This window comes from Rhizobiales bacterium NRL2 (assembly GCA_001664005.1).
Taxonomy (GTDB): domain Bacteria; phylum Pseudomonadota; class Alphaproteobacteria; order Minwuiales; family Minwuiaceae; genus Minwuia.
The window spans coordinates 1854397-1869246 of sequence record CP016093.1 but is presented as its reverse complement, the minus strand read 5'-3'; the positions used below and the strand labels follow the sequence as shown (position 1 = coordinate 1869246).

Below are 14850 nucleotides of genomic sequence, written 5' to 3'. Positions count from 1 at the left end.
ACATTCGCTCAGGCCGTGAACCCGTTATGACGGGACCCAGCCAGCCGGGATGATCGGAGCAAGGAAGTTCTGGTCATGGCCCGGATCCAGGCCAACCCGGACAGCGAAGGCCCGCAAGCGACGGTGAAGTTCGGGCGCAACGAGCCTGCCCTTCTGTCGTCGAACGGGTTCGACGATCACTCAAGCGCCGTTGAGAGCCGGCCGAAAAGCCAACCTGGGGCACACTGCATCGGCCAGACCTTCAGCCGAGGCCTGCCTGACAACCGGATGTACGGTGCCTCTGCATATTCGGCATGGCCTGGCGGCCTTCTTGCGCGTTATCGATGAGCGGGGAGGCCAGAGACGATGGGCCATTCAGCCGAATTTTCCGTGCCGTTCACGGCTCGTGAGTCATGAGCATGCCGCGATCCAGGGGCGCCGCCCGCCCGAGGCATCATTTTCGGGCCGATCCGACGCCGCGCGAGAATCTCGTGGGCATTGCATTCATGCTCCTGGCCAGCCTGGTCCTGCCGGCCATGAATGCCGGCGTCAAGTACCTCAACGACTTCTACCCCAGCGGCCAGATCGTGTGGGCGCGCTATGCCGGTCATCTCCTGGTCATGATCGTCGTCTTCCTGCCGTGGCACGGCACCGGCCTGTTCCGAAGCCAACGACCGGGCATCCAGCTGGTGCGCTCGCTGCTGCTGTTCGTCTCGACGGCATTCTTCGTCTACGCGCTGCGTTACCTTGAACTCGCGGTGGCCATGGCAATCGTCTTCACGACACCGATCGTGGTCACCGCGCTTTCCGTACCCTTTCTGAGCGAGAAGGTCGGGCCCAGGCGCTGGGCCGCGGTCGCGGTCGGCTTCGCCGGGGCACTGATCATCATCCAGCCCGGCGGCGCCGGCTTCCACTGGGCGATGCTCCTGGTTGTCGCCAACATGATCATGTTCTCCGTCTACCAGATCCTGACGCGCAAGATCGCTGCGGACGACACGCCCGAAACGACGATCACCTACACCGCGCTAGTCGGCGCCGTGGCCGCCGGTCTCTTTTTCCTGGTCGAACCGGGCATCTGGCCCGTCTCCGCCTTGCACTGGCTCCTGTACTTCCTGCTCGGGGTGTTCGGCGGCTTCGGCCAGTACTTCGTGATCAAGGCCTTCCAGTACAGCCTCGCCTCGGTGGTGGCGCCGATTACCTACGTCCAGCTCGTCATCGCCGGCCTGTTCGGCTACCTCATCTTTGCCGAGGTTCCGGACCGTTGGACCTGGATCGGTTCGGCAGTGGTGGTCGCTTCGGGGCTCTACATCACCTATCGTGAGCGGCGCCGGCAGGTGGTCCGGGACGAGGACGCGAGTCCGGTCGCACCGGGCGCCGGCCCGCCCTGATCAGAACCGGAGAACGCCGCGACCAACTGGCCCGGATCGAAGGCTCAAGGCGCTCTCCCCGGCCCCTCCGATGGACAAGAACGGCACCTGCAGAAACTCCGAAGCTGTACCCTTTTCGGGCATGAGGTCTGAAAACGTCACCGGGGTCGTTCCGGAACGCCAGTGCTAGGTTGGCCCTGTCGGAATGACAGCGGATGGGGGAGGAGCCAAACGATGTCTTCAGGAATCACGCGCGCGGGCCTCGGGCAATGAATGCGCCGCTCCGCGGCGTTCGCATACTCGAGCTGGCGACGGGGGTCGCGGGGCGGCACGCCGCCCTGATGCTCGCCGACAGCGGCGCCGAGGTCGTCAAGGTCCAGGCGCCCGAGGTGGAAGCCGGTTCGCGTCTCGGCGGCAGGCTGACAGTCGACCCCGAGGGGGCCATCGGCGCCACGCTGGACCGCGGCAAGAAAAGCGTCGCCCTGGATCTGTCGTCGGAACGCGGCAAGGCGGAGCTGGCCGAGCTGGCGGCGCGGGCCGACGTGGTACTGGAGGATCTGCGGCCCGGCACGCTGGAGACGCTGGGGCTGTCCTGGCAAAGCCTGCATGGGATCAATTCGCGCCTTGTCCTCACGCGGATATCCAGCTTTGGCCAGAGCGGCCCCTGGCGCGACCGTCCGGGCGGCGACTCGGTCGTCCAGGCGTTGAGCGGCCTCATGGAGCTGACCGGCGACCCGGAGGGGCCGCCCACGCCCTGCGGCACACAGATCTTCGAGTACTTCTCGGCGCTGCACGGGGTCATCGGCGTGACCGCGGCGCTCGAAGCCCGGGCCACGACGGGCCTCGGCCAGCGGGTCGACATATCGATGCTCGAAGTGGCCGCCAGCCTGTTGATGCATTTCATTCCCGAATACCGCCTGACCGGCCACGTACGGACCCGGCGGGGCAACAGGAACCCGGTTTCCGTGCCCTGCAATGCCTACCCCTGCCGCGATGGCAAGTTCATCTACATCGTCGCCTGGAGCGATCCGGAGTTCGTCAAGCTCTGCAAGGCCATGGGGATGCCGGACATCGCCGCGGACGAGCGCTTCAGCCGGATCGAGGCCCGCAAGTCGCACGAGGCCACCGTGGACGGCATCATTACGGAGTGGACATCCGGCCTCGACCTGGAAGAGGTCGAGCGGAGACTCCTCGACGCCCGGCTGGCCATCGCGCGCATCGCCAGCATCGCGGATGTCTGTGCGAACGAACAACTCCGCCATCGCGGGCATATCGTCGACGTGGAGTATCCGGGCCGCGGGCGCTTTTCCGTCGCCGGACCGGCGATCCGCTATTCGGATGCGGCCCTGCCGCGCGCCTATCGCGTTCCGGTCCCGGGCGCCGACACCGACGCGGTTCTCGGCGCGTGGCTGAGCCGGTCGACCGACGCCGCCGCGAAGCACGACGGGCCGGACAACCGCGGCCATGACACCGCCGAAGACCGCGCAGCACTGGCCGGCGGGCCGCTGAAGGGTGTCCGGATCCTGGACCTCACGCGCTATGTGGCCGGCCCGCACGGCACGCAGATACTGGCGGATCTCGGCGGCGATGTCGTGAAGGTGGAACCGCCGGGCATCGGCGACGGTACGCGGTTGATCGACCGCCTGCTCGGCGAGCCGGACGCCATGTTCGCCAGCACGTTGAACCGTTCCAAGCGGAGCATCGTCCTTGATCTCCGGAAGGCGGAAGGGCTTGAAGTTCTGTCCGCTCTCGCAGCCAAGGCCGACGTTCTGGTCGAGAACTTCCGCCCCGGCGTGCTCGAGGACATGGGATTCGGCCCGGAGCGGCTGCGGGAGATCAATCCGCAACTCAGTCTGGTGCGCATCTCCGGATTCGGGCAGGACGGGCCGTGGCGCGACCGGGGATCCTACGACCCGATTGCGCAGGCGCTGTCCGGGTTCATGGAACTGACCGGCGCTACGCAAGGTTCGCCAACACTGACCGGCACCATCATCGGGGACTATCTGGCGGCAGTACACGGGGCGATCGGCGCACTGATGGCGCTTCGGTCGCGCCGGCGCAGTGGCGCCAGGCTGTGTGTCGACGTCTCGATGCTCGACGCCGCGACGACGTTCCTGATGGACGCAATTCCCGAATACCTGGGCTCGGGTGTTTCACAATCGAGATGTGGAATCCGCAATCGGGTCGACGGCCGGCTGAACACGTTTCCCTGCCGCGACAGGCGCTTCCTGCATATCGGCGTCCTGAGCGACTCCGAAACGGCGCGGCTGTTCGATGCGGCGGGGATCGGACAGCCGACGGATGCCGGGGCCGCGATGTTCGATCGTCTCGTCGGCGAGTGGGCCGCGGCGATCGATGCCGAAGAGGCCGAACGCTTTCTTGTCGATGCCGGATTGCCGGCGGCGCGCGTGGCGAACATCCCTGACGTGTCCGCCAACGAACAGCTTGCGGCGCGTGAGCAGATCACCCAGGTGGCGCATCCGTTCCAGGGGCACATTCCCGTCGGCGGTCCGCCCATTCGCCTCTCGAAGACACCCTGCCGGGACACCCACAGGATGCCGTTGCTGGGGGAGCACTCCGAGGCGGTCCTGGCCGACTGGCTGGGCTGGTCCGAAGCGCAGTGCGCGGCGCTGATCGACAAGGGCGCATGTTTCCGCGGCAAGACCGGTCCGGACTGACCCGGAGCAATCCGCCCTGGTCGTCAGGCTCCGCTCCGCTTCACCGGCCAGCCCGCTTGGCGGCAAAGCCGCCCATGCACAAACATTGCACCCGGACCAATCGCCGGGGCCGATCAGCAGCGGCAGCTTCTCGGTTTCGAGACCTGAGAGCTTTCCACCAAATTCCCAAGAATGATGGTTTGGACGCCCAAATCGCACCGCAGAGACCCGTGACCTTTTAGTGACTCTACGGACCACGGGAATCGTCTCTGGCGCCCTTGCGATCCGCGAAGGGAGCCCGCAAAGGCCCGGAATTGCCGCGTCCTCGCGCCCTTGCAGTCTGGACGTGAGGGGGTGTGAGAAGAAATGGTGGTGTCGGCAGTCTCCACGGAACCGGTCTCTTGCATCGTGGGTCCCTGTTTACAGGGAAGAACAGGGAATTTTCGTCTTTTTCGGGCCTGGTGGGGCGCATTTGGTTGCCGTAACCTCCTGAAATCCGGTTCCTTTTCGGCCAAATTCCCTGTGACCAGGAACAGGGAATTCAAGTCCCGGAACAGGGAGCCGAAACCAATTTGCAGGGAATCCGTGAATGCCTGCAGGGAACGCTGATTCCGGAAGCAGCGAATTCCCCAGGGAACCCCGCCCTTTCCGCGGCTCAACGACAATTCAGACCGGCGCTATCGATGATGCCGTGCACGGGCGGGCCCGGAGCGGCGCCGGTGTCAGAGGCCGGTCCGCGCCCCGCCTGAGCTGGCAGGATTCCGGGGTTCCCGGAGAGGTGGCGTCCGGTTCCGACGCCCAGGAGTGGGCAGCGCGGTCCACAGCCACCTGTCTGCTCGCTGTGGACCGCAGGATGCGGGACAGGTGCTGCCTGAACCGGGACAAATGAACGCGGAAGCGGGACGGATGTGGGACGAAAGAGGCGTTAAGTGGGACAGCTTCGCGCTTTTGCGGGACGAAAGTGGGACGGCGCCAGCGTCATCCGGGACAGAAATCGATGATTGCGGGATGGATCTGCCGTTTTCCGGGACGAGTGCGGGACGGATATGACCGTCCGGGCACCAGCCGATCGAGCAGGAAGCCGGCCAGCACCCAATGGCGCCGGCCGGGTTGTCATGGTGGATTAATACGGTCGCTGTCGAAGCGCCTTGGGTTCCGCCTATCTGGCGGCCTTGGCCTGGCGTCCCTTGCGGCCGAGCCCGATGGACTTGGCCATTTCGGCGCGCTGTTTGGCGTAGTTCGGCGCGACCATCGGATAGTCGGCCGGCAGGTTCCACTTCGCGCGATATTGCTCCGGGGTCATGTCGTAATTGGTCCGGAGATAACGCTTCAGCATCTTCAGCTTCTTGCCGTCCTCGAGACAGATCAGGTGCTCAGGCGTGACCGAGCGCTTGATCGGAACTGCGGGCTTCTGTGGCTCCACAGCTGCCGCCTCTTCGCCTTTATCCGCGGCATCCAGGGCGTCGAAGGTGCGCCTGATCAGGTTCGGCACCTCGTCGGCCGGCACGATGTTATTGCCGACATAGGCCGACACGATCTCGGAGGTCATCTCCATCAGGTCCTGGCGGCTGGTTGGCTCGTTCGCGGCGTCGTTCTTGTCCATCAATACTCACTCTCTGATCTGGCCCGAAGACAGTCGGGACACTTGTGGATTTTAAAGGCCTGCTTGCCCTTGCCGGGAAAATAGCGATCGACAGACCGATGACAATAGTGCCTTGCGGCGATTTTATTGAAAAGACTGACCACCGTTCCAGTCGTGAAGCGCGTACTCATCAATCGACGTAGTACGTCTATCGCTCACTCTTCAAATTCTAACGGTGGCCGCCTTCGACGAGACATCGTTCGAAGAGATCAGGATCACGCGGTGCTCCGTTGGTTGCTTCATGAAGCACTTGAATGGGTCATTCAGTCGCCGGACACCGGTAAACGAACCCACCTGGAGATCGGTTTCAACGCCGGCCGATTGCGCCGCCTCGCCAAGTGATTCGCCGAATTGAGCTTCGATGCCAGCAATTCGCAGTCGGAATCGGGGCTGTTTCGCCTCCTGATTGTCCACACCTCGAAAAAAAATCCGGGGATGTTTCGGTGGAGAGGCGGAATCCCTGAAACCCTTAATAGACCTCTGATAGGCTTCTAATAGGCCTCTCATAGACGGTTCATGAGATCGCCGGACGATCTCCTCAAATTTTCTGTGGAGAAAACCACGGATTTCCACAGATTTTGGGATAGCCCGCTTTGACAAACGCGCTCCGATAGCGAATGCGTGGATGAAGGGCGCGACCGGAACAGAACGTGACCGGTCGTGCTCCGAGAACGCCAACGCAATGTCGGAGAACCCGAATATGACCACCAGAACCCAGCGCCGCGCAGGCGGCGCCAGGCGGACGCGCCAGGCCCGGGGCGGCAGCCGGGAGAAGGCCGCGTCCACGATCACCATGCGCCGGATCGAGGAGCTTCGCCCCTATGAGGGCAATGCCCGGACCCATTCGCGACGACAGATCCGCCAGATCGCCGACAGCATCGACCGCTTCGGCTTCACCAACCCCGTGCTGATCGCCGACGACGACACCATCATCGCCGGCCATGGCCGCGTGCTGGCGGCGAAGCAGCTGGGAATGAGAGAGGTGCCGACCGTCCGCCTCTCGCACATGAACGAGGCCGAACGCAGAGCCTATATCCTGGCCGACAACAAGCTCGCCCTGAACGCGGGCTGGGACCAGGAGCTGCTGGCGATCGAGCTGCAGGCCCTGGTCGATCTCGACTTCGACGTGGAGATCACCGGCTTCTCGCTGGCCGAGATCGATTTTACCCTCGATGCCGCGAGCGAACGAGACGTGCCGGGACCGGCCGGCCCCGAGGACGAGATCCCACCGCTCCCGAAGACCGCGATCAGCCGTCCGGGCGATCTATGGCGCTGCGGGCGCCATCGCGTGCTCTGCGGCGATGCCAGATCGCCGGCTGACTACGATCTCCTGCTGGACGGCGAGGAGGTCGATCTCGTCTTCACCGACCCGCCCTACAACGTGCCGATCGACGGCCATGTCTCCGGCCTCGGCAAGGTGCGCCACCGGGAGTTCGCCTTCGCCTCGGGCGAGATGTCGGAGGAGGCCTTCACTGCCTTCCTGACCGAGACCCTGGGCGCGGCGGCTGACCGCTGCCGCGATGGCGCCATCGCCTTCGTCTGCATGGACTGGCGGCACATGGGCGAACTGCTGGCCGCCGGGCGCACGGTCTTCGACGAGATGAAGAACCTCTGCGTCTGGAACAAGACCAATGGCGGCATGGGCGCCTTCTATCGCTCCAAGCACGAGCTGGTCTTCGTCTTCAAGGTGGGCAGTGGTCCCCATGTGAACAGCTTCGGCCTCGGCGAGACCGGGCGCTACCGGACCAATGTCTGGGACTATGCCGGCATCAACAGCTTTGGCGCCAGCCGGGACGCCGACCTTGCCATGCACCCGACGGTCAAGCCTGTCGCCCTGGTGGCGGACGCCATCCGGGATTGCTCCAGACGAGGCGACATCGTCCTCGACCCCTTTGGCGGCTCGGGCACGGCGCTGATCGCCGCCGAGCAGGTCGGCCGCAAGGCCCGGCTTCTCGAGTTCGACCCGGCCTATTGCGACACCATCGTCCGGCGCTGGGAACGCATCACCGGCAAGCAACCCACCCTCGCGGCAACCGGCGCACGCTTCGAGGACGTCGAGGAGGAACGACTGGCCGAGATCGAGCCCGGGCCCGCAGAGGAGCTTGGTTCCGGTGACAACCACGCCGAGACCGGCGAGGATGAGGACCCGCGCACCAAAGCCGTCCGTGCCGACCGGGAGGCCGCGAAATGAGCGGCGGTCGGGATGACGGCCAGAAGCGTCGGCGCCCCGCGCAACGCTGGCGCGCGCGATCAGGCGAAGATCAAGGTCGGGCCAAGCCGGAGGGCGATCGCCCGAATGACGGTAACGGCGACGACTACGAGGTCGGCTTCGGCAAGCCGCCCAGGTCGACGCGGTTCAGGAAAGGCCAGTCCGGCAATCCGCGTGGCCGGCCGAAAAAGCCGAAGCCGAAACCCATTCAGCTCTCGGACGCGCCGACGGACGTCTTCCTGCAGGAGGAGGCCTATCGTCCCGTGAAGTTCCGGGAGAATGGCCAGGAGGTTGAGCTGCCGACCGCTCAACTGCTCCGTCGCGCCCAGCACAATCTCGGCCTGAAGGGCAACCGGATCGCCCTGAAGAATGCGCTTGACGATATCGAAGCGAAGGAAAAGGAGCACCAGCAACGGCTGATCGACCGCTATGTCCGCCTGTCGGCGCTCAAGCGCGAGGGGGAGGCGGCGATCGAGGCGCATCGCCGGCGGGGTCTGCCGCCACCCGACCTCCTGCCGCACCCCGACGACATCGTGCTCAACCACCAGACAACGGAGGTGTGGATCAACGGGCCGGAGTTTCCCGAAGAGGTCGCGGTCTTTGAGCACGTGGCGGAACTGCGGAACCTGGCTTTGATGCAGTCGGCTCTTTGGGACAAGACGAGCAAGGCCAGGAAGAACCGGCCGAAAGGCGAGGGAATCTGCGCAGCGCTCTTATTCGCGACCCTCACAGACGCAGTTCTCCCGCGCCGGTTCCGCTGGCGTGACGGGGAGGCTGTTGGGCTGATGATGGACTATGCCGGCATGACACGGCGCGACCTGGAACGACGCTACGCCATCGAAAAGGACCGTCTGATGCGAGCGAAGCCTGAGGTGTCCCTGGTCTCGCCCGCGATGCAGACGGAGATCGACCGTTTGAGCGCAGAGTTCTTCGATCGTCTCCGGCAGAAGGCAGAGGCTAACGGAGACGGCGACTGATGCACTTTGGAATTGGGCTGACGCATGGTGGTCGGGAAGGCCACAGCGGTTGGCCTTGCCCTGCCGACGAAGCGATTCCCGGCGTCGCGATTTGCCGCTCGATCTCGAAGTGAAAGAGAGAATTGGCATGGTGCTGTTGCGCAGCCAGAGGCCGGGCTTCAACCCCCAAACCCTCGCTGCCCTAACAGGCCAACAGCCCCCCCGCAGGCCTGGCTTGATGCGGGCCAAGTCAGGCCGGCTTAACAGTGTTCGACCCGGCATGCTCTTCAGCGCCAGATCCGGATCAGCTCGATCTCGTAGTTCTCTCGCAGACCATCGACGCACAATGTTGGCGCCGGCGCCGGAGCGATGAACCCGAGCCCGCACTGCCAGCTGACACGACGCAGCAGATACGGCAGAACTTCTGAGCCCCTCGCGCCACCCCGCCGTTGCATCGATCATGTCTGCGGTCTCCGGGTCCAGGAGCGTCGGCCGTGTCAATTCTCAGCCAACACCGCTTCACGCAGCGTCATATTCCGCACGGACATGATGACGAGACCCAATTGGCCGCAGACATGGTCGGTGCAACGCGGGCGGATGACGAACGGAAGAGCCCCGCCGTGTCTGGCACGGCGGGGCTCCTGGTTCGGTAGCGAGCTTCGTTGGATGCGGTGCTACTTGCCCATGCCGTATGTGGCCGGATCGACCTTGCTCCAGATCTCATCCATATAGAGCTTGCCGAGTGCGTCCGCGTCGGTCTTGTCCACCCCGTCGGCCAGCTTGCGCCACTTGTCGATCAACGCCAGATAACGGTCGACCTTTTCTTGCGCGTTCTCGACACCGGTCGTGCGGACCGACTCCTCGATGCCGGTCTGGACATCCTGCTCGATGAACGCGTTGTGCGCCTTGACGAACTCGGGCGAAGGGTGGTGCAGGGTCATACCCTTCTCTTCCGCTTCGGCGAGCGCGCGGCTCTCCTCACGATAGGCATTGGCGATCATGGTGGCGTTGCCGTAGGTCGCCGCCTCGATGAACATGGCGCGGTGCTCGTCAGTCAGCTCCTGCCACTGGGGCACACCGAAGCTGAACGGCGAAGTCCCGTTGAAGACGCCGACCTCCGTCATGCTGATGTCGGTGGCGATGTCGCCGAGATTGAGCGTGTAGAACTCGGTCAGCGCGGCCAGCGCGCCGTCGACGAGGCCCGTGGAGATCGCCTCAAAGGCCTCGCCGCCGGACAGGGCAACGCGCACGGCGCCGAAGTGTTCGGCCCAGCGGCCCTGCGACGGGAGCGCGGTGCGGAGCTTCAGGCCCTTGAGCTCCTCGGCGTTCGAAAAGCCGGACCTGCCCTGCATCCGATAGGCAAGCGTCGAGTGGGAACCGAGATAGACGTGGCCGTTGCCGTGCAGCTCGGCGAGGCAGAGATCGCAGGTGGTCACGTACTCCATGATGGCGCCGCCCATGGCGGCGGCGTCCTTCCCGACGAGGCCCATGTTGGCGATGAGGTTGAACTCGGGGAACTCGCCCTGGAAGTAGGGTGCGTTCAGATAGCCGATGTCGGCGACACCATTGGGCACGCCTTCCAGCATCTGGGTGGCGTCCAGCAAGAGGCCGCCATAGGAATTCTCGAAGGTGAATTCGCCGTCTGTGCCTTCGTTCATCATCTTCATGAAGACGTCGTTGCCGTCGGCGATGACGCCCTTGGGGCCAACGAAATTGGCCATTTGAAACTCCCGCGCCGCAGCCGGGCCGGCTAGTGCGATGCCGGCCGCGACGGCGCCAGTGATAAGCAGATGGCGTAGAGCCATGTCGATCTCCTCCCCAAAAAATTGACATTACCCGAGTCACTCCCCTAACCCGGTCAGCGATAAAACAGTCTTTGTTCTGAAACCACCCGTCAAACGGCATGTAATCATAACTGGCATGCGCCCCGTATTTTTCTCATTTTAATGGCAAGTACTCGCCCTCCCCGCGCCGAGACCTCGGACCGCCGGACGGTAGAGTTTTCCACTAGATTTCACCGGGCTGGGAGAGGAGACAGACTGATCGGTCTCCAGCCATTGGTCCGGTGCTCTCACTGCAACCGAAGCGCTAACAAGCTGAAATCCGTGAGCACGCCATAGCGGCGTGACGATTGTCCCCCATCAGCGCTCTTGGGCCTTTTTGATGTGATTGCCTGACGGAGGATTTCTGGCTCATCGTAACCGCCGAGGAGTAGAGATGAGACAGGAATTCGGTAAGCAAAGAGCCACGGTCGACCAGGCCGTGAAGGACATCCGCCGCAACACCCGCAAGCACCATTCAGCCGAGGAAAAGATCAGGATCGTTCTGGAGGGGCTGCGAGGCGAGGAGAGTATCGCCGAGCTCTGCCGGGGCGAGGGGATCGCCACGAGCCTGTATTATTCCTGGTCGAAGGAGTTCCTGGAGGCAGGCAAGCGGCGCCTGGCCGGCGACACGGCCCGCCAGGCCAGCAGCCCCGAGGTAAAGGAGCTGCGCGCGGAGTCGACCATCGTCACGAGCAACCTGCCCTTCGACGAATGGACGTCCGTCTTCGGCTCCGAGCGCCTCACCGGCGCTGCTCGACCGGCTGACGCATCACGTCCATATCCTTGAGATGAACGGCGAAAGCTACCGTCTCAAGCAGGCGCAGAGGCGATCAAAAGACACCGCCCGGGACTGAACGGCGCGCAATCGAGAGAGGGGTCCCGCGGGACCCCTCTCTCGATCACAAGTGATGCATTTTTACTCCGGCCGGGTGATGCATTTTTAGTCCGGCGTTGACAGTTTCGCTGGTGGATTTCCGCCGGAGAACTGTTGAAATAGCGGAAGGGGTTGCCCATCCGGCCAGCCTACCGGATGCTATTTGGAGATGCTCCGAAATTTAGTCTGACAAAACCCCGGCGAGGGATACGCGCCCCATGACCGACCTGCACGACGACAAGAGCCCCGGCCGGCCGCTGATCGACCTCGACCCGGACTGGCTGGCGCTGGCCGGCGAGCCGGTGCTGGAACCGGACCTACCGATCGTAGACGCCCACCACCATCTGTGGGAACTGCCCGGCTCCCACTATCCGGCTGAGGAACTGCTGGCCGACCTCGACGCGGGCCACCGGATCGCCGCGACCGTATTCGTCGAGTGCCGCGCCTGGTACCGACCGGACGGGCCCCCGGAGCTGCGTTCGCTGGGTGAGACCGAGTTTATTCGGGACGTCGGCACCGAGGCCGCGGCGCGCGGGCGCCACGGCATCTGCGCCGGCATCGTCGGCAATGTTGACCTCCGGCTGGGCGACCGCGCCCGGCCGGTGCTGGAAGCGCATGTCGCGGCGGCCGACGGCCGGTTCCGCGGCATCCGCAACGGTGCCGCTTGGCACAAGGACGTACGCGGCACCACCGCCGCGCCGCCGCCCGGATTGATGATGGATCCGGCCTTCCGGACCGGCTTCGCGGCGCTGGCGCCGCTCGGGCTGAGCTTCGACGTCTGGGCGCTGCACACCCAGCTCGACGAGGTGGCCGACCTGGTGCGGGCCTTCCCCGACACCGCAATCGTCCTCGACCATGTCGGCGGGCCGATCGGCGTCGGCCCGTTCGCCGGCCGCCGCGACGAGGTCTTCGCCGAATGGCGTGCGAGGATCCTGGAACTGGCGCAGTTTCCGAACCTGACCGTGAAGCTCGGCGGCCTCTGCATGCGGATCGTCGGCTTCGCCTTCCACGAACGGCCCGCCCCGCCCGACTCGGCAACCCTGGCGGCCGCCTGGAAGCCCTATGTTGAGACCTGCATCGCCGCCTTCGGGCCGGAGAGATGCATGTTCGAAAGCAATTTTCCCGTTGACAAAGGGATGTGCACCTATCGATCGTTGTGGAATGCGTTCAAGCGATTGACGGCGGGATGTTCGGAGAACGAAAAGAAGTCGCTGTTCAGCGGCACTGCCGGCCGCGTCTATCGGTTGCAGACCGAGAATTGATCCAACATTCAATTCAATCTCAGAGACATGCGGCGCGTAGAGGGCAGGCCTGCACTTTTCAGATAAAGCTGGATGCTTGCTCAGGCAGCGTGGTATTGGCATCGGAGGGCGAGCCGGCGCAATCGAGAAGAATTCCGGACAGACGGGCGACTTGGGGGAGGGATCGCGCATGCCGACGGTGGCCAGCGCCGACGGAACACGGATTTCGTATACGGTCGACAACACGGCGCCGGTCTGGGATTCTGCGCCGGTCACCGTATTCATGCACCACGGCCTGGGCTTCAACCATGAGGCGTGGCGGCTCTGGCTGCGGACTCTGCTAGGCCGCGGCTTCCGCGTCATCCGCACCGACATGCGCGGCCACGGCGGCTCCGGCGCCGCCGACCCGGAGCCGCGCTGGGCCACCGACGCGCTGATCGCCGACGTGAACGCGGTGCTGGACCGGGAGGGCGTGGAACGCTGCCATTTCGTCGGCGAGTCCTGGGGCGGCACTATTGGCTTGGCCTGGGCGGCGGGGCAGCGGGGCCGCGCCCAGTCGGTCACGGTGATGTCGACCACTTATGCCGGCCGGCTGGTTCCGAACATCGAAACCTTTCCCGACATGCTGCGCGACGGCCGCATCGAGGCGTGGTCGGAGCGCATGGTCGAGGGGCGGTTCATGGCGGACGCCGCCCCCGAGCTGAAGCAGTGGGTCCACGAGGCCCAGCTCGCCTGCAGCGCGAAAATGCTCGCGGCGATGTTCGACTACATCATGGAACAGGACATCGGCGACGTACTCGGCACGATCGAATGCCCGGTGCTGATCCTGGCGCCGCAGGGCAGTCCGTTCGTGCCTCCGACGGTGGCGGCCGACCTGCTCTCGCGGCTCAAGGACGCCGAGATGCAGCGCTTCACCGGCCATCGGCACGGGCTGGTCCTGTCAGGCGCGGCGCTAGGCGCGGCGGCACTCGCGTCGTTTATCGACCGGCGAGGTGGCGCGGCATGAACCCAACAACCAACATCAAGCGGGGAAGAGTCCAATGAAGACCTGGAAGAGCGTGGCGGCGGCACTGACGGGTGCGGCCATGGCAGCTGTCGCCCTGAGCGGTAGCGCTGCGGCGGCGGAGAAGTGGCGCTATGTCGGCGGTCTACCCATGACCCACGACTATCCGCAACTGCTGGCCAAGGCCTTCGACAAGATCCGCGAGCGGACCGACGGCGAGTTGGACATCCAGTACGTCTTCATTGCCGAGACGCCCTACAAGTTCGGCGAAGTGATGACGGTTGTGCGCGACGGCTTGATCGAGGGCGGCGACTGGGTACCCTCCTTCGTGGCCGGCACCTATCCAATCCTGGTGGCTCCGGAGATGCCGTTCCTGTTCCCCGAGAAGATTAACGTCTCGGCCGGCCAGGACGCCACCAACGCCGCATGGGAAAGCCCGGCGATGTCCGAGGCCGTCAACAAGATCCTCGGTGCCCACAAAGCCGTGGATTTCGGCGTGCGTTATTACTACGAGCCGATGAACTTCTGGTTCGTCGAGCACGAGACGCCAACGCTCGACAGCTTCCAAGGCAAGAAGATGCGCGTCTTCACGCCCGAGCTCTCGGAACTGATACTCGGACTGGGCGCAAACCCTGTCACGATGCAGTCGCACGAGGTCTATGCCGCTCTGCAGCGCAACCTGCTGGACGGTCTGATTACCGGCTCGGGCAACATCAAGGGCTCCAAGTTCCACGAGGTTCTGAACGCCGGCTACATCGCCGACCCGATGTACATCTCGGCTTGGCCCATCGTGAACAAGGAGCGCTACGGGGCCCTTCCCGACGCGCTCAAGAATGTCCTCGACGAGGAGATGCGGGCAGTGGTCGAGGAGATCGCCTCGACCCTGGAAGCCCGCGACCAGGAGAAGCGCACGGAAGCCGAGGAGGTCTTCGGCTTCAAGATGGCGACCGCCACGCCCGAGGAATATCAGAAGCTCCGTGCCATCGCGCAGGAGCGGGTGTGGCCGAAATGGCTGGAGCGGGCCGGCGAGGGTGCCGAGGCGGTGCTCGCCGACGTGCTGAAGGCCGTGGAGACGCCGGAAGGCTGATTGTCGCTACCG

Annotated in this window: 9 protein-coding genes and 1 pseudogene; 8 read left to right on the top strand and 2 right to left on the bottom strand. The window is 64.6% G+C overall.

Annotated elements, in window-relative coordinates; translation table 11 throughout:
- The first annotated feature begins 485 nt into the window (after positions 1-485).
- Both TEF_08680 and TEF_08675 read left to right on the top strand, forming a co-directional pair.
- The gene (locus TEF_08680; protein ANK83371.1) at positions 486-1367 is read left to right on the top strand and encodes a hypothetical protein; all 882 of its coding nucleotides are present in this window, start codon (positions 486-488) and stop codon (positions 1365-1367) included.
- Between the two features lie 248 nt (positions 1368-1615).
- Complete coding sequence (locus TEF_08675; protein ANK80860.1) at positions 1616-4024, top strand: hypothetical protein; 2409 nt, start codon at positions 1616-1618, stop codon at positions 4022-4024.
- Between the two features lie 1138 nt (positions 4025-5162).
- Here the strand turns inward: TEF_08675 and TEF_08670 are convergent.
- Positions 5163-5606, bottom strand: a complete 444-nt coding sequence (locus tag TEF_08670) for a MucR family transcriptional regulator (GenBank protein ID ANK80859.1) — start codon at positions 5604-5606, stop codon at positions 5163-5165.
- Positions 5607-6327: 721 nt separating this feature from the next.
- Here TEF_08670 and TEF_08665 point away from each other — a divergent pair.
- Together TEF_08665 and TEF_08660 are read left to right on the top strand one after the other, a co-directional pair.
- Entirely contained in the window at positions 6328-7836 is a 1509-nt protein-coding gene (locus TEF_08665; protein ID ANK80858.1) for a DNA methylase N-4, read from the top strand.
- On the top strand, positions 7833-8831 hold the full coding sequence (locus TEF_08660) for a hypothetical protein (protein ANK80857.1): 999 nt from the start codon (positions 7833-7835) through the stop codon (positions 8829-8831). Before TEF_08665 ends, TEF_08660 begins: the two co-directional genes overlap by 4 nt.
- 653 nt (positions 8832-9484) lie before the next feature.
- Here the strand turns inward: TEF_08660 and TEF_08655 are convergent.
- Positions 9485-10531 (bottom strand): hypothetical protein, encoded by a 1047-nt coding sequence (locus TEF_08655; GenBank protein ID ANK80856.1) that lies wholly within the window; start codon positions 10529-10531, stop codon positions 9485-9487.
- A gap of 496 nt (positions 10532-11027) precedes the next feature.
- Here TEF_08655 and TEF_08650 point away from each other — a divergent pair.
- From TEF_08650 to TEF_08635, 4 genes and pseudogenes are all read left to right on the top strand, one after another.
- A pseudogene (locus TEF_08650) lies at positions 11028-11312 on the top strand (transposase).
- A gap of 413 nt (positions 11313-11725) precedes the next feature.
- The gene (locus TEF_08645; GenBank protein ID ANK80855.1) at positions 11726-12769 is read left to right on the top strand and encodes an amidohydrolase; all 1044 of its coding nucleotides are present in this window, start codon (positions 11726-11728) and stop codon (positions 12767-12769) included.
- A gap of 169 nt (positions 12770-12938) precedes the next feature.
- Positions 12939-13754 (top strand): hypothetical protein, encoded by an 816-nt coding sequence (locus TEF_08640; protein ID ANK80854.1) that lies wholly within the window; start codon positions 12939-12941, stop codon positions 13752-13754.
- A gap of 34 nt (positions 13755-13788) precedes the next feature.
- Positions 13789-14838 carry a hypothetical protein gene (locus TEF_08635; GenBank protein ANK80853.1) on the top strand — a complete coding sequence of 350 codons (1050 nt, stop codon included), beginning with the start codon at positions 13789-13791 and terminating at the stop codon, positions 14836-14838.
- The last annotated feature ends 12 nt before the right edge of the window (positions 14839-14850 follow it).

Bases quoted from the DNA above. Each gene is read 5' to 3' on its own strand.
- TEF_08680 (ANK83371.1), top strand. From the start codon at position 486: ATGCTCCTGGCCAGCCTGGTCCTGCCGGCCATGAATGCCGGCGTCAAG.
- TEF_08665 (ANK80858.1), top strand. From the start codon at position 6,328: ATGTCGGAGAACCCGAATATGACCACCAGAACCCAGCGCCGCGCAGGC.
- TEF_08655 (ANK80856.1), bottom strand. From the start codon at position 10,531: ATGGCCAATTTCGTTGGCCCCAAGGGCGTCATCGCCGACGGCAACGAC.
- TEF_08635 (ANK80853.1), top strand. From the start codon at position 13,789: ATGAAGACCTGGAAGAGCGTGGCGGCGGCACTGACGGGTGCGGCCATG.
- TEF_08645 (ANK80855.1), top strand. From the start codon at position 11,726: ATGACCGACCTGCACGACGACAAGAGCCCCGGCCGGCCGCTGATCGAC.
- TEF_08640 (ANK80854.1), top strand. From the start codon at position 12,939: ATGCCGACGGTGGCCAGCGCCGACGGAACACGGATTTCGTATACGGTC.
- TEF_08670 (ANK80859.1), bottom strand. From the start codon at position 5,606: ATGGACAAGAACGACGCCGCGAACGAGCCAACCAGCCGCCAGGACCTG.
- TEF_08675 (ANK80860.1), top strand. From the start codon at position 1,616: ATGAATGCGCCGCTCCGCGGCGTTCGCATACTCGAGCTGGCGACGGGG.
- TEF_08660 (ANK80857.1), top strand. From the start codon at position 7,833: ATGAGCGGCGGTCGGGATGACGGCCAGAAGCGTCGGCGCCCCGCGCAA.